This window comes from Methylobacterium tardum (assembly GCF_023546765.1).
GTDB classification, from domain to species: domain Bacteria; phylum Pseudomonadota; class Alphaproteobacteria; order Rhizobiales; family Beijerinckiaceae; genus Methylobacterium; species Methylobacterium tardum.
In genome coordinates, this window is record NZ_CP097484.1 from 4,892,117 (window position 1) to 4,916,928 (window position 24,812).

General features: G+C 70.5%; 25 protein-coding genes, 1 other RNA gene and 1 pseudogene. 12 read left to right on the plus strand and 15 right to left on the minus strand.

Going from position 1 to position 24,812, the window contains the following annotated elements:
- Positions 1-55: 55 nt before the first annotated feature.
- From M6G65_RS23430 to M6G65_RS23440, 3 genes are all read right to left on the minus strand, one after another.
- A complete protein-coding gene (locus tag M6G65_RS23430) occupies positions 56-1,111 on the minus strand; it encodes a phytanoyl-CoA dioxygenase family protein (RefSeq protein WP_238196972.1) in 1,056 nt (351 codons plus the stop codon).
- Between the two features lie 200 nt (positions 1,112-1,311).
- Complete coding sequence (locus M6G65_RS23435; protein WP_238196971.1) at positions 1,312-1,683, minus strand: hypothetical protein; 372 nt, start codon at positions 1,681-1,683, stop codon at positions 1,312-1,314.
- Positions 1,684-1,782: 99 nt separating this feature from the next.
- A complete protein-coding gene (locus M6G65_RS23440) occupies positions 1,783-2,040 on the minus strand; it encodes a hypothetical protein (protein WP_250102947.1) in 258 nt (85 codons plus the stop codon).
- 215 nt (positions 2,041-2,255) lie between these two features.
- On the opposite strand from M6G65_RS23440, the gene ssrA reads away from it, so the two are divergent.
- The 3 genes from ssrA to M6G65_RS23455 all read left to right on the plus strand — a co-directional run bounded on the left by ssrA (position 2,256) and on the right by M6G65_RS23455 (position 3,299).
- Positions 2,256-2,428, plus strand: a transfer-messenger RNA (tmRNA) gene (gene ssrA / locus M6G65_RS34075).
- 391 nt (positions 2,429-2,819) lie between these two features.
- Positions 2,820-2,984: a hypothetical protein gene (locus M6G65_RS23450; protein WP_250102948.1), complete on the plus strand. Its 165-nt coding sequence runs from the start codon at positions 2,820-2,822 to the stop codon at positions 2,982-2,984.
- A gap of 54 nt (positions 2,985-3,038) precedes the next feature.
- A complete protein-coding gene (locus M6G65_RS23455) occupies positions 3,039-3,299 on the plus strand; it encodes a hypothetical protein (protein WP_238196968.1) in 261 nt (86 codons plus the stop codon).
- 77 nt (positions 3,300-3,376) lie between these two features.
- Here M6G65_RS23455 and M6G65_RS23460 read toward each other — a convergent pair whose 3' ends face one another.
- Entirely contained in the window at positions 3,377-4,369 is a 993-nt protein-coding gene (locus tag M6G65_RS23460; protein ID WP_238196967.1) for an alpha/beta fold hydrolase, read from the minus strand.
- Between the two features lie 550 nt (positions 4,370-4,919).
- Here M6G65_RS23460 and M6G65_RS23465 point away from each other — a divergent pair.
- On the plus strand, positions 4,920-7,064 hold the full coding sequence (locus tag M6G65_RS23465; protein WP_308445197.1) for an ATP-binding protein: 2,145 nt from the start codon (positions 4,920-4,922) through the stop codon (positions 7,062-7,064).
- Positions 7,065-7,146: 82 nt separating this feature from the next.
- On the opposite strand, the gene M6G65_RS23470 is transcribed toward M6G65_RS23465, so the two are convergent.
- Together M6G65_RS23470 and M6G65_RS23475 are read right to left on the minus strand one after the other, a co-directional pair.
- Positions 7,147-8,163, minus strand: a complete 1,017-nt coding sequence (locus M6G65_RS23470; RefSeq protein WP_238196966.1) for an LLM class flavin-dependent oxidoreductase — start codon at positions 8,161-8,163, stop codon at positions 7,147-7,149.
- A 97-nt stretch (positions 8,164-8,260) separates the two neighbouring features.
- A complete protein-coding gene (locus M6G65_RS23475) occupies positions 8,261-8,683 on the minus strand; it encodes a group III truncated hemoglobin (RefSeq protein ID WP_238196965.1) in 423 nt (140 codons plus the stop codon).
- Between the two features lie 288 nt (positions 8,684-8,971).
- On the opposite strand from M6G65_RS23475, the gene M6G65_RS23480 reads away from it, so the two are divergent.
- Positions 8,972-9,775 (plus strand): hypothetical protein, encoded by an 804-nt coding sequence (locus M6G65_RS23480; RefSeq protein ID WP_250102949.1) that lies wholly within the window; start codon positions 8,972-8,974, stop codon positions 9,773-9,775.
- 271 nt (positions 9,776-10,046) lie between these two features.
- Here the strand turns inward: M6G65_RS23480 and M6G65_RS23485 are convergent, their stop codons facing one another.
- On the minus strand, positions 10,047-11,978 hold the full coding sequence (locus M6G65_RS23485; protein WP_238196963.1) for a mechanosensitive ion channel domain-containing protein: 1,932 nt from the start codon (positions 11,976-11,978) through the stop codon (positions 10,047-10,049).
- A gap of 220 nt (positions 11,979-12,198) precedes the next feature.
- Here M6G65_RS23485 and M6G65_RS23490 point away from each other — a divergent pair, with 220 nt between their 5' ends.
- Both M6G65_RS23490 and M6G65_RS23495 read left to right on the plus strand, forming a co-directional pair.
- A complete protein-coding gene (locus M6G65_RS23490) occupies positions 12,199-12,642 on the plus strand; it encodes a DMT family transporter (RefSeq protein WP_238196962.1) in 444 nt (147 codons plus the stop codon).
- Positions 12,643-12,953: 311 nt separating this feature from the next.
- The gene (locus M6G65_RS23495; protein ID WP_192711238.1) at positions 12,954-13,184 is read left to right on the plus strand and encodes a hypothetical protein; all 231 of its coding nucleotides are present in this window, start codon (positions 12,954-12,956) and stop codon (positions 13,182-13,184) included.
- 274 nt (positions 13,185-13,458) lie between these two features.
- Here the strand turns inward: M6G65_RS23495 and M6G65_RS23500 are convergent, their stop codons facing one another.
- Entirely contained in the window at positions 13,459-13,635 is a 177-nt protein-coding gene (locus M6G65_RS23500; RefSeq protein WP_250102950.1) for a hypothetical protein, read from the minus strand.
- 327 nt (positions 13,636-13,962) lie between these two features.
- On the opposite strand from M6G65_RS23500, the gene M6G65_RS23505 reads away from it, so the two are divergent.
- Positions 13,963-14,172, plus strand: a complete 210-nt coding sequence (locus M6G65_RS23505) for a hypothetical protein (protein WP_238196960.1) — start codon at positions 13,963-13,965, stop codon at positions 14,170-14,172.
- A gap of 24 nt (positions 14,173-14,196) precedes the next feature.
- Here the strand turns inward: M6G65_RS23505 and M6G65_RS23510 are convergent, their stop codons facing one another.
- Positions 14,197-14,550 carry a hypothetical protein gene (locus M6G65_RS23510; protein ID WP_238196959.1) on the minus strand — a complete coding sequence of 118 codons (354 nt, stop codon included), beginning with the start codon at positions 14,548-14,550 and terminating at the stop codon, positions 14,197-14,199.
- 286 nt (positions 14,551-14,836) lie between these two features.
- Between M6G65_RS23510 and M6G65_RS23515 the strand changes: the two genes are divergently transcribed.
- Entirely contained in the window at positions 14,837-15,106 is a 270-nt protein-coding gene (locus tag M6G65_RS23515) for a hypothetical protein (protein ID WP_238196958.1), read from the plus strand.
- Positions 15,107-15,164: 58 nt separating this feature from the next.
- Positions 15,165-15,506: a hypothetical protein gene (locus M6G65_RS23520; RefSeq protein ID WP_238196957.1), complete on the plus strand. Its 342-nt coding sequence runs from the start codon at positions 15,165-15,167 to the stop codon at positions 15,504-15,506.
- Between the two features lie 140 nt (positions 15,507-15,646).
- Here the strand turns inward: M6G65_RS23520 and M6G65_RS23525 are convergent, their stop codons facing one another.
- The 3 genes from M6G65_RS23525 to M6G65_RS23535 all read right to left on the minus strand — a co-directional run bounded on the left by M6G65_RS23525 (position 15,647) and on the right by M6G65_RS23535 (position 20,671).
- Positions 15,647-17,335, minus strand: coding sequence for a methyl-accepting chemotaxis protein (locus M6G65_RS23525; protein ID WP_250102951.1), 1,689 nt, complete (start codon positions 17,333-17,335; stop codon positions 15,647-15,649).
- A 939-nt stretch (positions 17,336-18,274) separates the two neighbouring features.
- The gene (locus M6G65_RS23530; protein ID WP_192711231.1) at positions 18,275-18,493 is read right to left on the minus strand and encodes a hypothetical protein; all 219 of its coding nucleotides are present in this window, start codon (positions 18,491-18,493) and stop codon (positions 18,275-18,277) included.
- Between the two features lie 603 nt (positions 18,494-19,096).
- A complete protein-coding gene (locus M6G65_RS23535) occupies positions 19,097-20,671 on the minus strand; it encodes a winged helix-turn-helix domain-containing protein (RefSeq protein WP_238196955.1) in 1,575 nt (524 codons plus the stop codon).
- Positions 20,672-20,823: 152 nt separating this feature from the next.
- Here M6G65_RS23535 and M6G65_RS23540 point away from each other — a divergent pair.
- Both M6G65_RS23540 and M6G65_RS23545 read left to right on the plus strand, forming a co-directional pair.
- A pseudogene (locus M6G65_RS23540) lies at positions 20,824-21,845 on the plus strand (alpha/beta fold hydrolase).
- The gene (locus M6G65_RS23545; RefSeq protein ID WP_238196953.1) at positions 21,835-22,356 is read left to right on the plus strand and encodes a cytochrome P460 family protein; all 522 of its coding nucleotides are present in this window, start codon (positions 21,835-21,837) and stop codon (positions 22,354-22,356) included. Before M6G65_RS23540 ends, M6G65_RS23545 begins: the two are co-directional and overlap by 11 nt.
- Before the next feature lie 53 nt (positions 22,357-22,409).
- Here M6G65_RS23545 and M6G65_RS23550 read toward each other — a convergent pair whose 3' ends face one another.
- From M6G65_RS23550 to M6G65_RS23560, 3 genes are all read right to left on the minus strand, one after another.
- On the minus strand, positions 22,410-23,504 hold the full coding sequence (locus M6G65_RS23550; protein ID WP_238196952.1) for an MFS transporter: 1,095 nt from the start codon (positions 23,502-23,504) through the stop codon (positions 22,410-22,412).
- A complete protein-coding gene (locus M6G65_RS23555; protein ID WP_238196951.1) occupies positions 23,489-23,728 on the minus strand; it encodes a hypothetical protein in 240 nt (79 codons plus the stop codon). The genes M6G65_RS23550 and M6G65_RS23555 overlap by 16 nt, the downstream gene beginning before the upstream one ends.
- Positions 23,729-23,819: 91 nt before the next feature.
- A complete protein-coding gene (locus tag M6G65_RS23560; protein ID WP_238196950.1) occupies positions 23,820-24,665 on the minus strand; it encodes an aspartate dehydrogenase in 846 nt (281 codons plus the stop codon).
- Positions 24,666-24,812 lie beyond the last annotated feature (147 nt).

Below are 24,812 nucleotides of genomic sequence, written 5' to 3' on the forward strand. Positions count from 1 at the left end.
CCTTTGCCTGTCTCGCGCCCATGCCCGGTTCGACGCTCAGGCCTTCGTGGCCGGATCACCTGATCCCGGACGCGATCGAGGATGCGATCTTGTCCCTGACCGGGATGTTGGGGCTCGACGCACCGCAGGTCGGCAGATTCTCGACCGGCCCATGCACGGCCGACGTCGAGGCCGACAGGTCGTGGTAACAGACGCAGCCTTCGGCGAAATAGTGGTGCACCAGGGCCTTGCGGGACCGCTGTATGTCGGCGCGGGCCGAGCCCCCGTGCAGCAGGTTGGCGTGCCAGAACAGCACGTCACCTTTGCGCGCCGTGAAGTATTCCGGCTTCGCGCCATGCTCCGCGATCTCGTGCTTGATGGCAGGCTCATAGCGCTCGACGTAGGCCCCGTAGCCGCGCTCGCGGAAATCGTCCGTCGAGATGCCGACGTCGTGGCTGAACAGGTACGGCAGACGGTGTGTGCCGGGGTAGTAGACCAGCGGCCCGGCCTCAGCGTGAATGTCCTCCATCGCGACCCAGCAGGCGGCCAGATAGCCCAGCGGATAGGTCGTCATATGGATTGAATCGGAGTGCTCGGATTGCTGGCTGCCCTTGTGCGACGAGATCGTCTGAAACGGGATCGCCGGCCGGCCCAGCACCATGCTGCTGAAGTTCATCAGCACCGGATGCTTCAGGAGGAAATCGAGTTCCTCGACCTTGAGGTGCGGGTTGAGATACCGGCCGGGATGCGGATCATCGGCCGCAGCCTTCTCGGGTGCGAGCGTGAGGTCGCCGCGCGCGATCGCCGCCTCGTAGGCACGCCACGCCTCGTCGATCGTGTCGGGATCGATGGCGCCGCGCAGGACGTAGTAGCCGTGCTTCTCCCAGTGCCGGCAGATCTCGGCCTGCTTCGGGCTGATCTCGCGTCGCGCCACCCGCCGGTCGATGATCTCCAAGGCATCGGGCTGATCGAGCCAGGGGCTGGGCCCGGATTCCGGAAAGCTCTCGGCGCGGAAAACCTTGATGCAGCCGATATCGACCGGGACATCGGCTTCGACCGTATAAGACGGGCCCCGCGGCGGCGGCGGCGCGACCGGAAGCGTATCGTCGCGTCCGAGAGCGAGGTTGCGCATTGCGGTCCTGACGGTGCGCGCAACGTCTGCAGCGCGCGAATAGCCCTGGGCCATCAATCCACCCCATCTCGGCCGCAGCTGTTATCGCTGCAATCACCGACGTCTCGACACTCTATCGAGCCATTGGATCGCGGCGGAAGTACGGATCGGACCTGCAGGCAATTGCGTCGGGCAGCGTCTCTTTCAGGCCGCAGCCGGCCTCACGCGCTGGCGTGACCGCGCGCCGCGAATTCCCAGACCGGCACGCCCCAGACCTGACCGGGACGTGTCCGGTAGGCGGATCCGCGCGCGAAGACGAGCCGGCCCGGCTCGACCGCCTGCGCCCGATCGCCGGTGACCATCAGCACGCCGCAGTAATCGACCCGCAGGGTCCCGTGCTCCGGGTGAACGGCGAACAGCTCGGGCGCTGTCCAGCCGAGCGCGTGCGCCTCGGGGCCCAGACGGTCGCAGAAATCGATCGCCGCCTCTCGGATCGGCGCCCAGCGCGCCAGGACGAGATGCCGGCACGGCGAGGCGTCCGGGGACAGGTCCGCGATCGCACTGCGCCACAGGGCGGCGGCGTCGGGGAGCATGGTGGGAGCGAAATCGGAGACCATGCGGCCGAGCTATGGCAGGCCCGCCTCAGTGGCCATGCGGCCAGAAGCGACCTTGCCCACATGGGTTGGGACGGCTCAGGCGCATTCCTTGTAGCCGGACCGCTCCGCTTCCTGGCGCGCCGCGCTGAGGACGCGTCGGCGGCCTTGGCTGTCCTCGATCGCCAACCAGTGGCGCACCAGAGCGAACAGCTCGCCGGCGACGCCTTCCGGCGGGTCGCCCAGGAAGGTCTCCGCGGGCACGTTCAGGGCGCGCGCGAGCCGCTTCAGCGCAGCGTTGTGACGATCGGAGCGGTTCGGAATGGCCATGCTTGCCAACGCGCCGCAACGCAGCACGATCGTTCGATGCATTCAAAATTCAGTGCGGCATAAAAGGCGCCGCTCCGATCCGGATCGGCCGGCACCCGATCCACTCAGGGCCTGCCTGGGTCTCTCCAGGGGCGAGCGCGGCCCCGGCTGTCGGCGCGCCAGCATCTCCGGACCGCGTTCGTGGCCCGTCTGCGATGGACGGGCCGGCCACAATCGGATACGCTGGCCGCGAGGTTGATGACCGGTTCGTAATAACGCTTCAGGACCCGGGGGCGGTACCCGGCGCCTCCACCAGAAGCATCCTGCCCCGGATACCGCACGGGGGTTAGGGCGCGCGTCCGGCGTTGCGGATGGCGCGCTGCCAGGGTGCTTCTGCTGGGGGTGAAACAGGTTCGACTGGGCGGTAAAGGGATCGCGAGTTCTGTCCTGCTTCGGCAGGGTAAGATGCGGCTTTCGGTAAGGACTCGACCGGTTCGGCGCGGGCAACCCTCGTTCCGAGCACCTGACCAAAACTCTAAATGCCAACGACAACGTCGGCATGGAGATGCGCCTCGCGGCGTAATCTTCCGGGGCGTGGGCACGCCTAGCAACAGAACCCGGGGCTTCGGCCTTGGGGCCCGCTCATTGTATCCTGCCCGTCGCGGATCAGGGTTGCGGCTGGGCAGGCTGGAGCGTTTCTTGAACGAGCCCGAACAGGGAAGCGCGGAAGCGGTCTACGTCTCGGCCATGGTCGGCGAGATGATGCGGCGCGTCCTCGAAGACGCGCTCGCCGATCTCGCCAGGACCAGGGGGCGGCCTACCTCGACATGTTCGTGGAGCGCGAACTCGCCCGCGCCGCCGATCTGTACCGCGAGCGGCCGGACGACACGCCCGAGACCACCAGCATGCTGCGCGCTTGGTTCGCGGTGGAAGGCAGCGCAGCGTTGCGGGCCCTGGTCGAGCGCGCGAGCGCCGAGGCGCGGCGCGACTAGCGCGTTGCGCATCCGCGCGGCGCACGACGCTGGGCCCCAGGTCGGAGGATGATCGTGAGCCCGTCCGAACGCGCGCGCCAGATCTATGCCAGCCCGAACGGCGACCACTGGCATCTTCTGTTCGATCCCACGACCGGGCACAGCTTCGTCCGCCATACCGGCAACGTCGCGTCCGGCGGCCATGTGACGGATTTCAGTCTCGCGACCTTCCTCGCGTCGGGCCGTAACGGCCCCGAGCATCAGGAACTCTGGCGGCTGATCGCGACCCTCGTCGGTGAGGATGGGCCCAGGCCGGGACTCCGCGACAGCGCCTAAGGCATGGCGCCGCCGCCCGAGCCGGTCACGGGCCGAACCGAGCGATGCACGGCGGCATTCCGAACCGGCGCAGCGCCTCAGAAGAGGCGTCGGATCTCCTCCGCGATCGCGTCCCCGTCCGTTTCGAGGGCGAAGTGCCCGGTGTCGAGGAAGGTGACGCGCGCCTCCGGGATGTCGCGCCGGAACGCCTCGGCGCCCGCCGGGATGAAGAACAGGTCGTTGCGGCCCCAGATGGCGAGGAGCTTCGGGCGGCGCGCGCGGAAATAGGCCTGGACCAGCGGATACCGTTCGAGATTGCGCTTGTAGTCGAGCTTGAGCGCGACCTGCCGGTCCGCATTGCCGGGGCGCGCCAGGATGGCGGCGTCGAGCGTGTACGCCTCGGGCTCGATCCGCGATGGATCCGCGACACCCTGGAAGTAGGCGGCCTTGACCCCGTCGAGGGTCATGCGGGCGCGGATCGCCCCGACGGCGGCTTCGTTCGGCGCCGCCCAATAGGCCCGCAGCGGCGCCCAGGCCGCCTCGCCGAGCCCGTCCAGATAGGCGTTGCCGTTCTGGGACACGATGCCGGCGACCCGATCGGGATGGGCGAGGGCCAGATCCCATCCGACCGGCGCTCCGTAGTCGAAGGTGTAGAGGATGTAGCGGTCGAGGCCGAGCGCATCGACGAAGGCCTCGATCGTGCGCGACAGCGACGCGAAGTCGTAGACGTAGCTGCGGTCCTCCGGCACGTCGGTGAAGCCGAAGGACGGCAGATCGGGCGCGATCAGGCGGAAGCGGTCGGCGAGCTTCGGCATGAGATGGCGGAAGTAGAAGGACGAATTGGCGAAGCCGTGCAGCAGCAGGAACGCGGGCGCGTCGGGGCGGCCGGCCTCCCGGTAGAAGACGTTCACGCCGTCGGCCCGGACGGTACCGTGGCGGACCGCGCCGACCGGCGCGGGGCGGCCTTCCGCCCCGGCGGCGCCAGCGGACCCCACGCCCGTCGCCAGAACGCCGCCGGCGAGCAGATGCCGCCGCGTCGCCCGGGCCAATCCGCCTCCGGTCACCTCGGATCCGTGCTCGTGTCGCATCATGGCGCGCCTCGTACCGGCGGGATCAGGGACGTCAGGATCCGCCGCCTCGCGGTCGAGCGGGACGAGACCATCGCCCGGGAGGTGGACCCGACGGCCAGGCCATGATGCCGGGACTTGGCCGGGATCAGAACAGGGTGATGGTGGAATTCAGCCTTCCGTGTTCCGACACAATAGATGCGCGCCCTGGAGATGGGACCGTCCTTTGCAGATCGCGTGCGGCCCGGATGCGCAATCGCGGGCGTCCGGTGACCTTCAGCCTCTCGGAAGCGGACAGACGCGCGCAGAACCGGTATGAAGCGGGCCTCGGCGGCCAAGCGGCTCCACAGAAGGACCCGACTGTGCCGCAGGAAGCCGCTCCGGAGCCGCCGGAAGCCGTGACGACGCGGCCTGCTTCCGGTCATGGTTGCGTGGCACCGGCACCCGATACGCCGCCCTCCAAGGGCTCGGCACGCGCGTTGCCATCCTCATACGGGGCGGTGATCTGAACCGGGGCACGGCCGCTTTCATTCTTTGCCACGGGCGCCGCCGGTCAGCGGCTGCCAGAAGGAACATGTCGTTCGTGTCGGGTGCCGCTTTGAATGCCTTGTCTCGCGCGGAGCTCGAGGCCGAGATCCTGCACTTGCGCGCGGCGGATGCTGCCCTGCGCGAGAGCGAGGCGCGGTTCCGGACCATCCTGGAGACCGTCGATGCGGCCTTCGCCATCGTCCAGGTCAAGTTCGACGCCGACGACCGGCCCGTCGATTATCGCTTTCTCGAAGCCAACCCGGCCTTCGAGCGCGAATCCGGCGTCAATCTTCGCGGCAAGTGGGTCACCGAGTTCGCGCCGGACCTGGAGCAGTTCTGGTTCGAGACGTACGGGCGCGTCGCCAAGACTCGGGAGCCGGCCAGTTTCGAGAGCTACGCGAAGGCGTTCTCACGCTGGTTCGACGTGCGGGCCGTGCCGGTCGGCGACCCCGTCGACCGGCAGATCGCCATCATCTTCAACGACGTGACCGCGCGGCGCGAGGCCGAGGAGCGCCTGCGGGCGAGCGAGGCCCTCGCCCGGGCCAATATCGAGCGGGTGCAGCTCGCCCTGGCGGCCGGCGCGATCATCGGGACCTGGCACTGGGACCTGCCCACCGACCGCTTCACCGTCGACGAGGGCTTCGCCCGGAGCTTCGGGCTGGATCCCGCGCTCGGGCGCGACGGCATTCCGCTCGCCCAGATCGTCGCCACCGTCCATCCGGACGACCAGGAGGGGCTGGCGGGGGCGATCAGCGCGGCCATCGCCCGGGGCGGCGCCTACGCGCACCAGTACCGGGTGCGCCGGGCGGACGGGCGCTACTACTGGATCGAGGCCAACGGCCGGGTCGATCACGCGGCGGACGGGACGCCGTTGAGCTTTCCCGGCGTGGTCCTCGACGTCGAGGAGCGCCGCATCGTCGAGCAGGAGCGCGACCGCGCGATCATGCAGCTGCGCGCCCTGACCGAGACCCTGGAGCAGCGCGTCAGTGAACGCACCGCGGAGCTGATGAACACCGAGGAGCAGCTCCGCCAAGCCCAGAAGATGGAGGCGGTGGGCCAGCTGACCGGGGGCCTGGCGCACGACTTCAACAACCTGCTGGCCGGCATCTCGGGCAGCCTGGAACTGATGAGCACCCGCATCGACCAGGGGCGCCTGGCGGATGTTGACCGGTACATGGCCGCCGCGCAGGGGGCGGCCAAGCGGGCGGCGGCGCTGACCCACCGCCTGCTGGCGTTCTCGCGCCGGCAGACCCTGGCCCCCAAGGGGACGGACGTGAACGTCCTGGTCGAGGGCATGGTCGACCTGATCCGGCGCACGGTCGGGCCCAGCGTGCAGGTCGACACGGCCGGTCTGGCCGGCCTGTGGCCCGCGCTGGTCGATCCGTCCCAGCTCGAGAACGCGCTGCTCAACCTCTGCATCAACGCCCGCGACGCGATGCCGGACGGGGGCCGCATCATCATCGAGACCGCCAACCGCCGGATCGCCTCGCCGGCCGCCGAGCGGCAGGACATGCCGGCGGGCGAGTACCTGTCGCTGAGCGTATCGGACACCGGCACGGGCATGACGCCGGAGGTGATCGCCAAGGCCTTCGACCCGTTCTTCACCACCAAGCCGCTCGGCCAGGGCACGGGCCTCGGCCTGTCCATGATCTACGGGTTCGCCAAGCAGTCGGGCGGACAGGTCCGCATCCACTCCGAGGTGGGCCAGGGCACGACGGTCACCCTCTACCTGCCGCACCACCGGGGCGGGGCCGAGCGCGACGAAGCCTTGCCGGACGGCAGCCCGATGCCGGTCGCGGAGGCCGGCGAGACCGTGCTGGTCGTGGACGACGAGCCGAGCGTGCGCATGCTGGTGACGGACGTGCTCGGCGACCTCGGCTACACCGCCGTGGAGGCTGCCGACGGGGCCGGCGGGCTCAAGGTCCTTCAGTCCGACGCGCGGATCGACCTGCTCGTCACCGATGTCGGCCTGCCGGGCGGCCTGAACGGCCGCCAGATGGCCGACGCGGCGCGGGCGACCCGGCCGAACCTCCGGGTGCTGTTCATCACCGGTTACGCCGAGAACGCCCTGCTCACCAACGGCCAGCTCGAGCCCGGCATGGCCGTGCTGACCAAGCCGTTCGCCGTCGAGGCCCTGGCATCCCGTATCCGCGCGATGATCCCGCGTCGCGTCCACGCCGGGGATCTCTGACGGCCGGCCGGCGGGCATTCCGGAAGCACGGGTCGGGGCGGGCGCGGAACCGTGCCCGCCGCACCGCCGGCGGTCGGATCGGTCAGCGCCAGCCGAGCGGCGGGGCCACGTGCGTCAGGATGGTCTCGATGACATGGGCGTTGTAGGCCACGCCCAGCTGGTTCGGCACCGTCAGCAGGAGGGTGTCGGCCTCGGCGATCGCCTCGTCGGCCCGGAGTTCCTCGACCAGCCGGTCGGGCTCCGCCGCGTAGGACCGGCCGAAGACGGCGCGCATGTTGTCGATGATGCCGACCTGGTCGCTGCTCGAGCCGCGGCCGAAATAGGCGCGGTCGCGGTCGTTCACGAGCGCGAAGATCGACCGGGAGACGGAGACCCGCGGCGTCCGGGGATGCCCCGCCTCCGCCCAGGCCTGGCGGTAACGGCGGATCTGCTTCGCCTGCTGGACGTGGAACGGCTCGCCGGTCTCATCCGCCTTGAGGGTCGAGCTCTGCAGGTTCATGCCCTGCCGCGCCGCCCAGATCGCGGTGGCGTCGGACGCGGAGCCCCACCAGATCCGCTCGCGTAAGCCCTCGGAATGCGGCTCCAGGCGCAGGAGACCGGGCGGGTTCGGAAACATCGGCCGCGGGTTGGGCTCGGCGAAGCCCGTCCCCTTCAGCAGATCGAGGAAGACCTCCGCGTGCCGGCGCCCCATGTCGGCATCGCTCTCGCCCTCACGCGGCGCGAAGCCGAAATGCCGCCAGCCGTCGATGACCTGCTCGGGCGAGCCCCGGCTGATGCCGAGCTGGAGGCGGCCGCCCGCGATCAGGTCTGCCGCGCCGGCATCCTCGACCATGGCGAGGGGGTTCTGGTAGCGCATGTCGATGACGCCGGTGCCGATCTCGATGCGCTTGGTCCGGGCGCCCACCGCGGCGAGCAACGGGAACGGCGAGGCGAGCTGGCGCGCGAAATGATGAACCCGGAAATAGGCTCCGTCCGCGCCGAGCTCTTCCGCCGCGACCGCGAGGTCGATCGATTGCAGCAGGGTGTCGCCCGCCGTGCGCGTCTCTGAATGCCCCGTCGGCGACCAGTGACCGAACGACAGAAACCCGATCGTCTTCATCCTGGGAATCCCTGTTTGCGCCCGCAGGCGCCGATGACAGCCGCCAGCATCCGGACGGTCAACGACCGTTTCACGTCAGCGAACAGGCCGGGCGCGATCATCCGCCGACCGCATCCGGGACGGGATCACCTGAGATCGCCCCTGACGGACCCGGTCGGAAGAACAAGCCCGCCTTCAGGCTGTCGCCGATGCGGTGCGCGCGCTCGATCAGGATGGCCGCCGCGTCATGCGGGAAGTGCGCGCGGGCGGTCTCCTCGAACAGGCCGAGCCAGCGGGCGAAGTGCGGCGGCTGAAGCTGCCCCAAGGCGACATGCTTGCCGAACGGGTTGCCCTTGTAGCGGCCGGTCTTGAACAGCACCGAGGACCAGAAGGCCTGGATCGTCGCCATATGCTGCGGCCAGTCCGGGTCGGGGATCGCGGCTGCGAAGACCGGGCCGATCAACGTATCGCCGCGCACGCGGGCATAGAAGGCGTCGAGAAAGCGGGACAGGCTGGCTTCGTCGAGCGTGGCATCGGGCATGACCCCGAGATGCCGACGGTCTCTGGGCTGTTCAAGAGGCGATCGGACCTGAGCTGCGACGGACCGGGATCGGTGCGCCGCCGCGTGTCGGCCTTCGCGGTGGGGCAGCTGACGGATCCAGAGCCCGGAGATCCTGCGGCGGCTTGCGCCACACCCGTCCAGAATCGCGCGTCATCGCGCTGGACGCCTTCGCCCGTCCCACGTCCCACGTGATAGCGAGGCCGCGACTCCGAAGCCGCCGCGGATCGGCGGCACGACACACGGGATACGGTCTTGTCAGCGATCTGGGTGACAGCGCTTATCCGGGCCCTGACTTCGGGCGCCGTCGTCGTGCTCGCCTCCGTGCTGGCGGAGATCCTCGGGCCGGTCTGGGGGGCGCTCATCATCAGCCTGCCGGTCTCGGCCGGACCGGCCTATGTGTTCATGGCCCTGGAACACGATCCCGCCTTCGTCGCCGGCGCGGCCCTCAACGGCTTCGCGGCGACCGCGGCGACGGGCGTGTTCCTGATCGTCTATGCCCGGCGCGCGGCCGGCCGGGGCCTGGCCCTCAGCCTGGGCCCGGCGGCGGTGGCGTGGCTCGCAGCGGCCGCTCCGATCTCGGCCGTCGCGTGGACGCCGCTGACGGCGTTCCTGCTCAATGCGGCCGTGTACGGAGCCGGCACCCTGCTGACCCGGCCGGCGGCGCGCACCTCGCTCGCCCGGAGCACCGTGGTCGCGCGACCCCGGCCGCTCGACCTCATCGTCCGGGCGGCCGCCGTCGCCCTGTTCGTGGCCGCCGTCCTCGCCGTGAGTTCGGCCCTGGGCCCGGCGCGGACCGGGGTCGTCGCGGCCTATCCGGTCACCCTCACGAGCACCTTCGTGATCCTGCACCGCCGCGTCGGCGGGACGGCGATGGCCCGGCTGGCGAGCATCACGATCCGCGGCGTCTTCGGCTTCGGCCTGACGCTCCTCACGCTCCATCTGCTGGTCGAGCCGTTCGGGGCCGCCCTCGCCCTTACGGCCGCGCTCGTCGTCTCGCTGACCTATTCGGCCGGGCTGCTCGCCCTGCAGCGCCGTCCGGATCTGCAGGCGGCGCGCGTGACCCCGCGCTAGGGCTCCGGCCGCGTTCGGGCGCGCGACGGCAGGATCCAGGTCGTGGCGTGGGGGGTGGGTTTTCTCACCCTCGCCCTCATCCTGAGGTGCCGGAGCGTAGCGGAGGCCTCGAAGGAGCCCTCCAGATGCCGCTGCCATCCCTGGAGCCCTCCTTCGAGGCGGCTGCGCCGCACCTCAGGATGAGGGCAGGGATGGGACAGCGGCTGTCTGCTGCGGCGCGCCGGCACGCTTCCCACCCCCGGAGCGTGCCGCAACACCGACGGTCCCGGCTCTAGCCGGTGCTGAGCGGAACATGGGCTTCCGCCATGCCGGACAGGATGCGGCGCAGCAGCTCCGACCTGAGCCGCGCCTGGCTGCCCGGTAGGGTCCGAACCTGCACGGCGAGCCGGACGCAGGTCTCCGACAGGGCCGTGGGCCCCACGAATTTGGGCGGCGTCACCATCAAGGCGCTCAGCGCCGCGTCGCTCTCCAGCTCGGCGATGGCGGCCTCGATCACCCCCGCCGCGGCCGCGTAGGGCACGCCGTGCGGCACGTAGACCGGCACCTCCAGTCCGGCCCAGTCCCGCGAGAAGTTCGTCACCGCCTTCAGCTCGCCGAACGCGACCGTGTGCATGTGGCCGTTGTCGTCGCGCAGCCGGACGGAGCGCAGCGAGAACGCCTCGACCTGGCCCTGCAGGTTGCCGCTCTCGATCGTCTCGCCGACCCGGAAGGCGTCGTCGAGCAGCAGGAAGAAGCCCGCGATGACGTCGCGGACCAGCGCCTGCGCCCCGAAGCCGATCGTCAGGCCGACCACGCCCGCGCCCGCCAGCAGGGGGCCGATCTGCAGGCCGAAGGCGGAGGCGATGCTCAGGGCGGCCGTGACCGAGAGCGCGACGAGCACGACCGTGCGCATGGCGGGCAGGATCGTGGCGAGGCGGTCCGCCCGCGGGTCCCCGCCCACGTGGGCGAGACCGCGGTCGATGAGGCTCCGGACGACCTGCCAGGCCAGGTCGGTCCCGAGCAGGATCAGCAGGGCCGACACGATCTGCGCGGTCATCGCCGGGCCCAGCCCCCCGTCCGCGCCCGGCAGCCGCTCCGCGAGGAGCAGCAGGGCCGCGATCAGGGCGACGTTGCGGGCGGCACGCGCGACGATGCGCTCCTCGCGCGTCAATTCGCCGGCGCGGTTCGGCCCGAACGCGACCGTGCGGGCCGCGTCGCCCAGGGCCAGCGACAGGGCCGGCGCGACGCCGAGGACCAGCGTGGCCCAGGCGGCGCTGGGCAGGCCGGCCTGGGCCAGCAGCCATGCGGCGATCGGAACGAGCCCCAGGATCAGCGCGGCCGGGCGCGGCGACCGCCTGTCGGGCCCGCGCAGCGACAGGGCAACCAGTCCGACGACGGCGGGGACCATCAGCGCCACGAGCAGCAGCGTCAGGCTGGTGACCGCGTCCGCGATCGCCGGATCAGCGCCGCCCGAGCGCAGCCCGGCCGCCCACAGCAGCCCGGTCGCCGCCGTGAGGGCCAGTGTCGTGACCCCGTGCTGCGCACGCCACGCCGCCTGCGTCGGCAGGGCGACCAGACGCAGTCGCGCGCCGCCGGGCGCCAGCAGGAAGCGGCCGAGCGCGCGGGTGCTGCGCACGGCCACGATGGCCAGGAGCGCGTCGAGGGCCATGACGCCGGCCGCGCCCGACGGGGCGGCGACGAGGTAGGCGAGGCACGCGCCCGCCGCGAAGCTCAGGACGAGGGCCTGGGCGAACAGGAGGCGCTGGACCTGCGCCAGCAGCCTCTGGCGCGCCGTGTCCAGGGGGCTGTCGACGATCCGCTGCATCCACGATGCCGACCAGCGCCAGAACAGCCGCTCGGCGAGCCAGCCCCCGAGCCAGAGCAGCAGCAGGCGGGCGGCCAGACCGGCCGGCGAGGCCGTCTCGTCCGCGGCGATGTCCGAGAGCGCCGCGGCGGTCGCCGCCGGTATGCCGGCGGCCGCCACCGCCAGATGGTTCGCCCGGTCGTGGATGGTGCGGAGGTGCTCGTCCAGGTCGCGGCTGAGCGCGAGGCCGCCGAAGCCGGGCGGGGGCGTCTGTGCGCGTGGTGCGGTCGGGAATGCCCACAGGACAGCGATGAGCGCGAGGCCCGCGATCCAGCGGGAGATCACCACGACCGGCTTGCGCGCATGAACCGCGACCCACACACGAGAGGGATGCGACACCGTCTCCGCCGGGGTCGTCACGCCCTCCTACACCACCGCACGCCGCACGCCACCGGCTTGGCTGGGCAGGCGCACACGCACGACCGCATCGCCGCCGCGGGCCGAAGGCAGAGCCATCCGTCGTCCTGGGGGTCACGGTCGGGGGCCGGACGCGCGGCGCACCGGGCTTCGGCGGTGCGGCAGAACCCCGCGCATCGCCCTATCGGCGGAGCTTGACCGCGTGCCCGCGCGCTAGCCGAGCATGCTGCTCCTCTACGGTCTCACCATCCTCGCGGGCATCGCGAACGCGATCCAGCCTGGCCAGAACGCGACGCTGTCGAAGTCGCTCGGGCTCCCCGTCACGGCGGGGCTGATCACGCGCCTCGTCAGCTCAGCGGCTCTGCTGATCGGTGGCCTCGCCATCGGAAAGCTTGAGATGCCGAGCGGACAGCAACTGGCTGCGGTGCCCTGGTGGGCCTGGCTCGGAGGGTTCTTCAGCGTCCTGTTGATCCTGGCTCAGCTCTACGCCTCGCCCGCGATCGGCGCCGCGTCGTTCCTCGGCATCATCGTGACGGTGGGCGTCGCCGTCTCGCTCGTGCTGGACAATTACGGGTGGGTCGGCTTTCCGGTGCATCCGGCCAGTCTGTGGCGGGTCCTCGGCGCCCTGCTGATGATCGCCGGCGTGGCCATGGTCGCCCTGTTCTGAGTCGGCAGGCCGCGTTGCGGCGCGGCAGGCCGTCGTCTCGGGCAACGGAGCCGGCGGGGTTAGGGGCTGTCGCGCGCTCCGACGCCTCGACCGGGACGGACCTCCTGAACCGCTCGGCACGCCGTCCGCGTGTCCTGTGTGGCGGCGCACAAAATCCGGCGAACGATCGGCGGAGGATCGCCGTTGAGAGGTCACTGCCGGCCAAGCACAGCCGCCGCGATCAAGACCGCCAGACCGACGATCTTCCTCACGCGACCCGACTGACCGGATGGCTTCCCCGTGAAGTCAAACGCACACGCATGGAGATCGTCATGAAGGCCCACATCCTCGCTGCCGCCGCCCTGGTCGCCGTCGCCACGCCCGCCCTCGCGCAGGGCATCGACAGCAAGCACAGCCCCTACCCCGCGTCAGCCTACGCGGGTTACGCCGGCAACACTGCCGCGATTCTGCTGCCGGAGATCTCGGTGACCCACTACCGGGCCGCGCCGGCCTACCGCTACTCGGGTCAGCACGCGGGTGGACCGGCCGACGGATTGCGCTGACATCCCTGTCCGACGGGGGCCGGCCGGCCCCGTTGCCCTGCGGCGGCACAGATGGCTGCGGAGCCTGCGGCACCGCCGATCCATCCGTGTCGAGCAACCGCCGCGGGACCGTGATGCCACGCGGCGTCCGCGCCGCGGCCTGGGCCGCCATATCCGCCCGTTGCAGAAGCGCGCAGCAGGGCGATGAGCGTACGGGTGACGCCCACGTCACCGGCATCGCCGCCCTGGCCCCGCGATCGCGCGGCCTGCGCGGGCGACGTCCGCCCGGCTTCGTCTACGGCCACGCGGGGGCCGGCAAATTCTGGCGATGCGCCCAGATCAGCCCGCGATAGGGACTGGTGAGGGTCGCGACCCCGGGCCGGCCGTCGAGGACGCTGTCCACGATCGCGGCGGCGCGGTCGATCGCGGCCTCGATGGTCGGGGCGTTGAGGACAGTGCAGTGCGTATCCACGCTGCCTTGCAGACGTGCTCGGGCGATCCGCAGGTGATACCGCATGGCCGGACCCCGTGCTCACAGACCGGTTGCCATCATATGGGGTGTTCAACCGGAAGCGCGTGAAGCACCGTTGCGCCTGGCCCTTCCCGGGCTCGCCGCACGGTCCATGGCCTGATCCGGCACACAGCAGGGCCGGTGGAGCTGACGTCCCGCTAACCTGATCCTGGCACCTTACGGTCGGGCCGCGTTGCGTATCGGCCCACGCTGGTGAGATCGGACGCTCCCCCGCCCCGTGAGCAGATCGGGGTGGGGCCGAGCGGCCGATCCGCGAAGGGGACGCCCATGACGGACGAGCCGGACCAGACCCTGTCGGACGAGGAACTCGACCGTCTGGCGCGGAAGCTGTTCGCCGAGGTTCGGGCCGACAGCGACGAGGCGAAGGCGGGACGGGCCCTTGAATCCGCCGGCGCGGTGGCCGGCGACGTCCTCCCCGGGATACCGGACTGGCTTATGGATGCCAGCGGCGACGCGGGTGATGGCGGCGGCGACTGAGGCGGCGGGCGCGGCGCGGGCGCCTCAGTTCTTGAAGATCTGAACGTCGCCCTCGGACAGCACCGCGCGCTGGTCGGTGCACCATTGCTGCTCCCCGACTTCCTTCACCTCGGCGTAGCGCCGCGCCAGCTCATCCTTGAAGGCGGCGTGCGCGCGCTCCTGGCCCAGCACCTCGGTGGCCACGTCTCGCGCAGTCTGGGAGATCCGCAGCGCCGTCGTGCCGTCGATCGCGTAGTGCTTGCCGCAGAACGTGATGATGGCCGATTGCGCGCTGGAGGCGCGGAGCAGGGCCAGCGCCTGCTCCTGAGGCTGCGCGCGCGCAGGCGCAGCCTGTGCAGTGACGGCAAGGACGACGGCAACGAGGGCTTGGTAGCGCACGGCAGGTCTCTAGCGATGAGCACTCGTACAATGCAGTAACGAGTGACGGCAATGTCTGAGAACAGCGTATGCAGGGTGGCTCGCCGGCGGCCCTGGTTCAGCATGCACCCAGCGCGGGCGTTCAGGCGAAGTGCATCGGCAGCGCCAGGCTGACGAGGGCGACATACGCGCCGACGAGCAAGGCTCCGGCCGGGACGACGACACCGCTGAGCAGGACGAGGCGGGCTGAGAGGGACATGACGATCTCCACGTGATGGGCGGCGGCTGCCGTCGTTGAGGAAGATCTATGCTCAAGCTCTCCGGTCCGATGTGCTGGGGAACACGCAGAGCGGTCTCGTCGTGGCGTGTGCAGGGTCGGGCGCCGCCGAACCTGTCCCCGGGTGCCTTCGTGCAGAACAGCGTGCGCCGATGCTCTGACCGATCCGGGATCCTCGGCCATCTCCGGTCGAAGGCCGCGCGGTTGGCGTCCGCCTCGTTCGCGCTGCAGCCCGTCGACGGGATCGAAGAAGCGGTGTTCGGGCCAGATCGGCACGGCGATGCACTGCGGCGCCGATGATGATTCATGCATTGCGGCGCAGCATCGATTGAGCTTGCCCCGGCGGGATCAGTCATGGATGACCGGCGTTCTCACCAGTACTGCAAAACATACTGGGAGCATCGCCATGGGCCTGACCGCGTTTGTCGTCTTCGTCGTCCCGTGGGTGGTGCTTGCGGTGTTTCTCACGCGGGCCCCGACGGTCCTCCGTCTGGGCGCTGCTCCGGCGCCTTGGCGGCCCATCCCGACCCGCAAGGAGTTGAGCGGGGCCGACCGGCGCGCGACGCACCCGCATGATACGCGCACCGCCGAGAGCGGCGGCCGATTCAATCGGGACCGGCACGATCCGGCCGATGCGCCGCGAGGCGGAGCGCTGGGGACCAGCGTGGAGCCGACCGAGCCCGACGACAAGGTCAGCTAGCCCCCATCGACGCAGCGGGGGCGCACCAAGGCGGGTCTCCGACAGCTCCGCGCTGCTCTGCTACCGAACGCGGAAGGCCCGCCTCCGCAGATGCGCGGAGGCGGGCCTTGGTCAGGCGACAGATATCGATCGGCGTCCGCTCAGGCGGCGCGCACGGTGGCGAGGAAGCGCGCGACCTCCGCGCCGAGGTGCTCGGACTGACGCGACAGCTCGGAGGCTGCCCCCAGAACCTGGCTGGCCGCCGCCCCGGTCTCCTCGGCCGCTCCCGCCACACCGGAGATGTTGCTCGTCACCTCGCCGGTGCCCATGGCGGCTTGCGCAACATTGCGCACGATCTCCTGGGTGGCCGCACCCTGCTGCTCGACCGCCGCCGCGATCGAGGTCGCCACGCCGCTGATCTCGCGGATCCGCCCGGTGATGCCGCCGATCGACGTCACCGCCTGCCCCGTCGAGGCCTGGATCTGCGCGATCTGGCCGGAGATCTCGTTCGTCGCCTTGGCGGTCTGCTCGGCCAGCGCCTTCACCTCGGAGGCGACGACCGCAAAGCCCTTGCCCGCCGCACCCGCGCGCGCCGCCTCGATGGTCGCGTTGAGGGCCAGCAGATTGGTCTGCCCGGCGATGTTCGAGATCAACCCGACCACATCGCCGATCCGCGAGACGGCGGCACTCAGCTCCTGCACCAGGGTGCCGGTCTGGTCGGCCTCGTGCACCGCCCGCTGCGCCAGCTCGGCCGAGCCCGCGACCTGACGGCCGATCTCCTGGACCGACGAGCCCAGCTCCTCCGCCGCCGCCGCGACGGTGTTGACGTTGGAGGCGGCCTCCTCGGCGGCCGCGGCCACGGTGGTCGACTGGCTGGCGGTCTCGGTTGCCGTGGCCGTCATGGTCTGCGCGGTGGCCTGCAATTCGGTCGCCGACGACGACACCATGCCGATGATGCCGCCGACGGCAGCCTCGAAGCCGTCGGCCATCTGGCGCATGCCGGCCTTGCGCTGCTCCTCGGCGGCGAGCCGCGCCACTGCGGTCTCGTCTTCCAGCGCCTTCATGCGGATCAGGCCATTCTTGAACACCTGCACCGCATTCGCGATCGTTCCGATCTCCGTCTTCTGGCCCTGATGCGGAATGGTGACGGCCAGGTCGCCATCGGCGAGCGCCTGCATCGGTTGCACCACCGAGTTGATGCCGCGCGCGATGCTCAGGATGATCATGGCCGCCAACGCGATCGACAGAGCCACGGCTAAAAGCCCGACGCCGATGAGCATGGCGCGCGTCTGAGCGTATGTGTCCTGGCTCTCCCTGGCAGCCTGCTCGGCACCATCCTGGTTGAGCTTGATGATCTTATCGAGCGCCACCGACGCGCTCCGACGCGGCGCGACCACCTTGGCTTCGTAGAGGCTGAGAGCCTGCGCCTTCTCGCCCTTGCGGGACAGCGCGAGGATCGGCTCGACGGCGGTTGCGAGCGCGCGCCAATCCCGGGCGAACGTTTCGTAGAGCGCGCGCTCCTCAGGGGAACTGATCAGCTTCTCGTAGCTCTTCGTTGCTGCATCGATCTTCTGACCCCGATCGGCGAGATCCTTGTCGACGCTGGCCAGCATCTGCGGTTCTTCCGTCAGGATATGACGGAGCAGACTGGTGGTATACCGCCCTGTCAGGGAATCGATCTGACTTGCGGCGCGCACGCTCGGCAGCCAGTTCGTCTCGACATCGAGAAGCAGCCCGTTGAGCGTTGAGGCGCTTCGAAGCCCGACGAGGCTCAGGCCACTGAGCAGCAGGAGCAGAACGGCGAAGGCAGCAATCAGCTTGCTGCGGATGGACAAGGAGTTGAGCGGCACGACTGACCTCGAAGGCAGCTGCTGAGCCCAGCGTCGATGAAGCTGCCAAGTTAAGGTCTTACGGGGGAATAGTTAATTCTATATCCAATATCAATGATATGCATCCATTTGCCTGAAATCCCGATCGGTTGAACGCGCTATTAGCCAATTGCCCAAACGAGAGGCAGGGCGCCGGTCAAGAACAACGCGGACGAGACGAGCACGGCGAGGCGCTCGCGATGGTGGAGGATGAAGGCGCGCGGGCTGGCAAACATGGGGCGGGGCCGGATCGGAGGAAGCACCTCACGCTCGCTCCTGAACCTTGACCAATCCGAGGCATCCGACGTCGTCCACAGGCGGTCCGCGACGCGTGTTACCGCCGAGCCACAGAGGGCTGGATGTGCTCCGGCGCACCGCGCGGACGCCGCGCCGGGTCTATCGCCTCCCGGTGGCTGCTTTCGCCCCCTCAGCAGCCCGATCCAGCGGCGCAGTGACCTCACCGGTTGCTGCGCCGTTGTCGTCTGCGACGACCCGCCGGGTCGGCAGCATTCCGTGCAGGCCGCCGCCGTCTGCCGGTCGATGCAGGCGGCCGATTTCCGCAATCCGACGCTGTTCGCGCAGGTTGAACGGGCCTCAATGCGCGCGTCGGCAGGGTGCTTCCGGCCGGGGATGCCACTCCCCTTCGCGCCGAGAACCATTTCCAAGCGCGTTGAGACGGCTGACGAAAGATCACGGGTCGTGGTTTGGTGGGGGGCATCCCAACCCTGGTCCTCATCCTGAGGTGCGGCGCAGCCGCCTCGAAGGAGGGCTCCAGCCGGCCGCGCGATCCCTGGAACGCGCCTTCGAGGTCCGCTGACGCGGGCACCTCAGGATAAGGGCGGAGATGGAGCATGGGCCGGTCGTCGCGGCTCGCCCGCGCGCCCCGCTCGTGAGGCGTGTCGCAACCGGACGGTCGCGGCTCTAGCCGCCAGTGCGGCGCGGGGCCGATCCGTGGGCGCTTCGCGCGCGCTCGGCCTCTTCGGCCGCGACCGCCTCGACCGCGGCGATGACGTTCTCCAGCTCGGCGACCTGACGCAGCGCGCTCCCGGCCGGCAGGCCGTCGTATTCGGCCATGGCCAGGATGAGCGTGCGCTGATGCGCCTTGAGGCGCTCGAGGAGGGCATTGAGCTTGTCGGGCATAAGCGCGCTGTAGCCGTGAGCGGGAGAGCGGACAAGCTGGTGATCGGCAAAGCGTTTTGCAAAGTGGATGCGGGCTGCAGATCAGTCGCACATCCTCCCGATCTCATGCTGTGCCCGCGACAGGTCTTCCACCGAACAGTGCAAGTCGCGATCGAATCATCGGCCGAAGGCTTCCTGACGCCCGCGTTCGGGTGACCCGAAGCCCCAAGGGGTCATTGTCCTGCACCGCTCCGAATGGTGATCGGCCACAAAGTCCGCGCGCCTGTGAACAGAGAGCCTATTGTCTCGGTCCGTGACCTTCTCGCGGAGCGAGAAGGAAATTTCGGACTTCGGAATGTCGGCGCTGGACAGTGCTCAAGCCGGACCGGCAGACTGAGTTCAACGAACAAGGCCATAGGGAGAAACGATGCTGCTCGACACAGCTGCGTCGATCGAGGGGGCGTCCCGATCGTCGCTCTCCAAAGCCCTGTCATTACTTGTGGTTGTCGCAGAGCGAAGCCAGAAAGGCGTCAGCCTGAGCTCAGCCGCGGCCCGCACCGGTCTCCATGTACAACCGGGAAAATAGCGAAGCGGCCAGGAGGCTCGCTCGGTCCCGTTCGGCGATCAGGCTGGGAGGCCCGCGATCGCCAAGGCTTCGGCGTAGCGCTGCGCCATCCGCTCGAGCGGAAAGGGGATGCGTGCGAGGAAGCCCGAGATCGTCAAGTGCGGCTCGATCGCGAGCATGTCCGCGACAGCCTCGCGGGCGCGGTCCAGCCGCCCGAGCCGGACGTTGGCGACCGCGAGGACGCGCAGGGCCACGGCGAAGCGGCGGTTCTGCGCCAGGGCGCGCTCGGCCCAGTCGATCGCGGTGGTGTCGTCCCCGTCGATCAACGCGGCCACCGCCATCACGCCGGACATCAGCCAGCCGCGCGGATCGCGCGGGTTGAGCCGCTGCGCGCGGGCCACCATGGCGCGGCCTTCGGCGCCGTTGCCGCACATCGTCTCGATCCAGCCCGCGAGCGTCAGCGCCATCGCGGAGTTCGGGTTGAGGAGCAGCGAGCGCCGGAAGAGGTCGCGCGCGCGTTCACGCCCGGTCCCGGCCATGTTCCAGATCGCGAAGGCGGCCATCCACAGCACCTGCGCGTCGCCGGGCGCGCGCTCGACCGCCCGCCAAGCCAGGGCGACGGCCGCGCTGCGGGCGCGGTCGTCCTGCTCGGCCCAGCCCTGGAAGTGACACTGCGCGCGGCAATAGGCGGTCGCCGCCATCGCGGGGGCGTAATCCGGTTCGGCCTCCAGAGCCTCGCCCAAGCAGGCCAGGGCTGCGGCCATGCCAGGACCGGTGAACTCGGACAGGTGCGCGTTGGCCCGCAGCAGACGCTCGTAGGCGTCGAGCCGGGACGGCGCCGTGCGCCCGAGACGCTTGATCTCGGCCTGCTGCAGGGTCGGCTCGATCGCGGCCGCGACGCTCTCGGCAACCCGCTCCTGCAGCGCGAACACGTCGTGCAGGTCACCGTCGAACCGGTCCGACCAGAGATGGGCGCCCGAGACCGCATCGACGAGCTGCCCCGCGATCCGCAGCCGGTCGCGGCTGCGGCGCACGCTGCCCTCGAGCACGTAGCCGACGCCGAGTTCCGCGCCGACCCGGCGCACGTCGATCGCCCGGCCCTTGTAGGTGAACGAGGAATTGCGGGCGATGACGAACAGGCCGCTCATGCGCGAGAGCGCCGTGATGATCTCCTCGCAGATCCCGTCCGCGAAGTAGTCCTGCTCCGGGTCGCCGCTCATGTTGGTGAAGGGCAGGACCGCCACGGCCGGCAATCGGGGTCCCGCGCGCCAGGACGGCCCGGTGCCGGCCCCGGTCTCCGCTCCTGGCTTCGTCAGGGGGTCGTCCCCCGCCTCCACGGCGCCAACGAAGCGGACGCCCTTGCGCGGGAGCGTGCGGATCAGGCGCTGGTCGAGCCCGGTGTCGCCGATCGCGGCGCGCGCGGCGTTCAGCCGGCTGCTGATCGTCGCCTCCGACACGATGCGGCCGTGCCAGACGGCCTCCAGGAGATCGTCGCGGCTGACCACGCGATCGCGGGCGGCGACGAGGTGCGCGAGGACATCGAAGACCTGCGGCTCCAGCGCGACGAGGGTGTCCCTGTCCCTGAGCTCGCGCCGGGCGGTGTCGAGGGTGAAGGACGAGAACCGGTAGATCACGTGGCCGCCTCAGCGATCATGCCGGTGCAGCAGGGCCGTCCCGAACCGAAAATCAAGAGGCTCTGAAGGTGCGCTGCACGGCTTCTGAAAGCGGCAAGCGGCTGATTGGGGCAATATTCGGCGCATCGACACCTCAGCAGCGGGATGCGCCCATGCCGTCCGAAACCATCAACCGGAGCCGCCGCCGCCTTCTCGGCGGCGCGGCCGCCACCATCGCGGCCGCCGAACTCGGCCTGGTGCCCCCGCACACGCGCAGACAGGAAAGGGCGAAGGCGCCGCGTTCGGGCCGCTGAAGGAAGTCGACGCTAACCTCCTGCGCGTCGGCTATCTGGAGGCGGGCAACCCGTCCGGTCCGGCGGCGCTCCTGCTTCACGGCTGGCCCTACGACATCCACAGCTTCGCGGAGGTCGTACCGTTGCTCGCCGCGGCGGGATACCGGGTGATCGTCCCCTACCTGCGCGGTTACGGCACGACGCGCTTCCTGGCGGGCGATACCGTGCGCAACGGCCAGCAGGCGGCGCTCGCGGTCGACATCATCGCCCTGATGGACGCGCTCGCCATCCGTCAGGCCGTTCTCGCCGGTTTCGACTGGGGCGCCCGCACCGCCTGCATCGTCGCCGCGCTCTGGCCGGAGCGGTGCAAGGCCCTGGTGTCGGTCAGCGGGTACCTGATCGGCAACCAGGAGGCCGGCAAGAAGCCGCTGCCGCCCCAGGCCGAACTCGCCTGGTGGTACCAGTTCTACTTCGCGACCAGCCGCGGCCGGGCGGGCTACGAGGCCAACCGGACGGAATTCGCCCGGCTGATCTGGCGGACGGCCTCGCCGCGCTGGCAGTTCGACGACGCCACCTTCGCGCGCAGTGCTGCGGCCCTCGACAATCCGGATCACGTCAGCATCGTCATTCACAATTACCGCTGGCGCCTGGGTCTCGCCGACGGCGAGCGGCGGTACGATCCCCTCGAAGCCCGCTTGGCGGAGACGCCGAAAATCGGCGTGCCGACGATCACCCTGGAGGGGGACGCGAACGGGGCACCGCACCCCGATCCCGCCGCCTACGCCAAGCAGTTCTCCGGGCCCTACGCGCATCGCACGATCAGCGGCGGCATCGGGCACAACCTTCCGCAGGAGGCCCCGCAGGCCTTCGCGCAAGCCGTGGTGGACGTCGATGCCCTCTGACCGTCGCCTCCGCGGGCCCGGCGCCCTTCTCCTGGCCTGCACCGCCTCAGGCCTTCTCGTCGCGGCCGCCCGGGCGGTGGACGGGAGCGGCAAGCCCGCCGCGCCGATCTACGGCGTCACCGTTCCGGACGGCTACCGCGACTGGCGCCTGATCGCGCCGGCGCTCGAGGATGCGCCGCTGAACGAACTGCGCGCCGTCGTCGGCAACGACCGGGCCGTGACGGCCTACCGGGCCGGTACGCTGCCGTTCCCGGACGGTACGGTCCTGGTGAAGCTGGCTTGGGAGCGGATGCCGTCCGCGGAGTTCGAGTCGGCGACGGTGCCCGGCCGGGCCACGACCGTGCAGGTCATGGTCAAGGATGCGAAGCGTTACGCCGCGACCGGCGGCTGGGGCTTCGGCCGTTTCATCGACGGCAAGCCGGTGGACGAAGCGCAGCATCAAACCTGCTTCGCCTGCCACGAAGCGCGCGTCAGGAACCATGATTACGTCTTCACCCCGTACGCCCCCTGAGCGGGTGAGAGGGTGAGTCGGCTTCGGGCCGATTCATGCGGCGTGCAGCCTTCCTAAGGCCTCTCACCCGGCAGAACCGGGATCAGGGGCGGGCGGGCGCGGTCCAGTCCCAGCGCGAGCGCTGCCCCCGTGGCGGTGATCAGGGCGAGCGGCAGCAAGCCCAGTGCGTAGCTGCCGCTCGCATCCTTGATCACACCCATCAGGTACGTCCCCACGAAGGCGCCCAGGTTGCCGATGGCGTTGATCTGCGCGATCCCGGCTGCGGCCGCGCCCGGCGGCAGCCATTCCGTGACCAGCGCCCAGAACGGGCCCTTGACCGCGTAGGTCCCGAGGATCGCCAGGAACAGGATCGCGACCGTCGGCCCGAACCCGTGGGTGGCCAGGGCCGCGGCGAGGCAGAGCGCGGTGAGCGCCTGCGGCCCGGCGACGTGCCATGCCCGCTCCCCGGTGCGGTCCGATCGCCGGGCCCAGAGCACCATCAACCCGGCCGCGATCCCGAACGGCACCGAGTTGAGCAGCCCGATCTCCATCGTCGTCAGACCGTAGGACTTGAAGATCTGCGGCTGCCAGATCGACAGGCAGGCGCTCGCGCCGACGCTGCCGGCGAAGATCAGGCCCGCGGCCAGCACGCGCCGGTCGAGGATTACCTGCCAGACGGAGGGTCGGACCGCCGGCTGCTTCGCGCGCTCGGCCGCCAGGCGCCCGGTGAGCCAGCGGCGCTGCGCGTCGTCGAGCCAGGGCGCCCGGTCCGGCCCCTCCGGCAGGAACCGCAGGGCGAGCAGGCCGAGCACCACGGCCGGCGCGGCCTCGACGATCGACATCAGCTGCCAGCCGCGCAGGCCCAGCCAGCCGTCGAGCCCGAGCAGCGCCGCCGAGATCGGCGAGCCGACGAAATTCGACAGGGGCACGGCCACGGCGAAGAGGGCGATCACCCGGGCGCGGTAGGCCTTCGGGAACCAGCGCGTCAGGTAGAAGATCACGCCGGGATAGAAGCCGGCCTCGGCCGCGCCCAGAAGGAAGCGCACCGCGCAGAACGAGATCGGCCCGACGACGAGGGCGGTGGCTGCGGAGATCAGCCCCCAGGTGATCATGATCCGGGCGAGCCAGAGGCGGGCTCCGAACCGCTCGAGCATCAGGTTCGAGGGCACCTCGAACAGGAAGTAGGCGACGAAGAAGAGGCCCGCACCCAGGCCGAAGACCGAGCCGACAGGCCGGCATCGGCGTTCATCTGCAGGGCCGCGAAGCCGACATTGACGCGGTCGATGAAGGCGACGAGGAAGCCCAGCATCAGCAGCGGCATGAGCCGCGCCGTGACCCGCCGCATCGTCGCCCGCTCGATCGCGGACGGGGTCTCGCCGTTCACCGCTGTCACGGGCCACTCCGGGGTTACGGGGCCTCCGCGCGGACCTCGGCCCGGACGCGTGCAATCGACAGCACGGGATGTGCCAGCCGGGCCCGGCCCGTCAGGTCCCCACCCGGAGCGGGGCGGCGAGCTTGCGCAGGTAGGCGATGACGGACTGCGCCGTGATGCGGCCCGTGCGGGGGTTCTCGTCGGTCGGCACGTTCTCGATCGTCATGGCGAACCGCGCTGCGTCGGCCTCGACCTCGATGCGGTGGGTGTTGCGGTCGAGGCCGGGGTCGGCCCAGATCTCCAGCTCGGTCCGGTCCGGTCCGATGCCGGCGAGCGAGAGCGCGACCGCGACGTTCAGATTCGCCGGAAAGCCGCGGGCCGCCTCGCGCGGGCTGCCGGCGAAGACCCGCATCGGCTCGGTGATGCCGGCGATCTCGATGCCGTGCTCGATGAGGTAGGGCGCGCCGACGAGGCCGCGGACGGGCTTGCGGGTGATCATGCGCACCGTGTGGATCGTGCCCTCCGCGGCGGCCGTCACGGCGTCGAGGCCGAGCAGGGCGCCGGTCGGGACGACGATCTGACCGCCATGGGCGCGGGCGGCCTCCACGAGGTCCGCGTTGTCGAGGAGCGCCCCGCAGCTCAGCACCACGGCCGTCTTGCCGGCCGTCACGAACGGCCGCACGATCGACGGGAGAAACTGCGACGGCGCGCATTCCAGCACGATGTCGGCCCGCGGCTCGAGGGCATCGAACGCGGTGACGATCTCGGGCGGCTGAGCGAACGCCGCGAGTTCGGCACGCGCCTTCCCGGCGTCGCGGACCGCGACGGCGGTCAGGGTCAGGCCCGGTATGGCGCCGCCGTCGAGGGCCCGTGCCACGGCCCGCCCGACGGTGCCCAGGCCGGCGATCGCCACGCGCCCGCCGCGGACCGGCGACCTGGATGCTTCTTGCGGTGCCATTCTGGAGTCCTGTTCAATGCGGCCGGGGCGACCGGCCACGGCCCTTCTGCATCGGCCATGCCGGCGGACGGCGATCGTCCCACGTGTTGGACCGAGGGCAAACAGGCAGCGCCCCGGACAGGCCTTTTCGGGATTGCCGCGGTGGCC

Bases quoted from the DNA above. Each gene is read 5' to 3' on its own strand.
- M6G65_RS23470 (WP_238196966.1), bottom strand. From the start codon at position 8,163: ATGAAGACGATCGGGTTTCTGTCGTTCGGTCACTGGTCGCCGACGGGG.
- M6G65_RS23465 (WP_308445197.1), top strand. From the start codon at position 4,920: ATGTCGTTCGTGTCGGGTGCCGCTTTGAATGCCTTGTCTCGCGCGGAG.
- M6G65_RS23430 (WP_238196972.1), bottom strand. From the start codon at position 1,111: ATGCGCAACCTCGCTCTCGGACGCGACGATACGCTTCCGGTCGCGCCG.
- M6G65_RS23435 (WP_238196971.1), bottom strand. From the start codon at position 1,683: ATGCTCCCCGACGCCGCCGCCCTGTGGCGCAGTGCGATCGCGGACCTG.
- M6G65_RS23495 (WP_192711238.1), top strand. From the start codon at position 12,954: ATGAAGGCCCACATCCTCGCTGCCGCCGCCCTGGTCGCCGTCGCCACG.
- M6G65_RS23450 (WP_250102948.1), top strand. From the start codon at position 2,820: ATGTTCGTGGAGCGCGAACTCGCCCGCGCCGCCGATCTGTACCGCGAG.
- M6G65_RS23530 (WP_192711231.1), bottom strand. From the start codon at position 18,493: ATGCCCGACAAGCTCAATGCCCTCCTCGAGCGCCTCAAGGCGCATCAG.
- M6G65_RS23520 (WP_238196957.1), top strand. From the start codon at position 15,165: ATGACCGGCGTTCTCACCAGTACTGCAAAACATACTGGGAGCATCGCC.
- M6G65_RS23560 (WP_238196950.1), bottom strand. From the start codon at position 24,665: ATGGCACCGCAAGAAGCATCCAGGTCGCCGGTCCGCGGCGGGCGCGTG.
- M6G65_RS23475 (WP_238196965.1), bottom strand. From the start codon at position 8,683: ATGCCCGATGCCACGCTCGACGAAGCCAGCCTGTCCCGCTTTCTCGAC.
- M6G65_RS23545 (WP_238196953.1), top strand. From the start codon at position 21,835: ATGCCCTCTGACCGTCGCCTCCGCGGGCCCGGCGCCCTTCTCCTGGCC.
- M6G65_RS23460 (WP_238196967.1), bottom strand. From the start codon at position 4,369: ATGATGCGACACGAGCACGGATCCGAGGTGACCGGAGGCGGATTGGCC.
- M6G65_RS23515 (WP_238196958.1), top strand. From the start codon at position 14,837: ATGCTCAAGCTCTCCGGTCCGATGTGCTGGGGAACACGCAGAGCGGTC.
- M6G65_RS23490 (WP_238196962.1), top strand. From the start codon at position 12,199: ATGCTGCTCCTCTACGGTCTCACCATCCTCGCGGGCATCGCGAACGCG.
- M6G65_RS23505 (WP_238196960.1), top strand. From the start codon at position 13,963: ATGACGGACGAGCCGGACCAGACCCTGTCGGACGAGGAACTCGACCGT.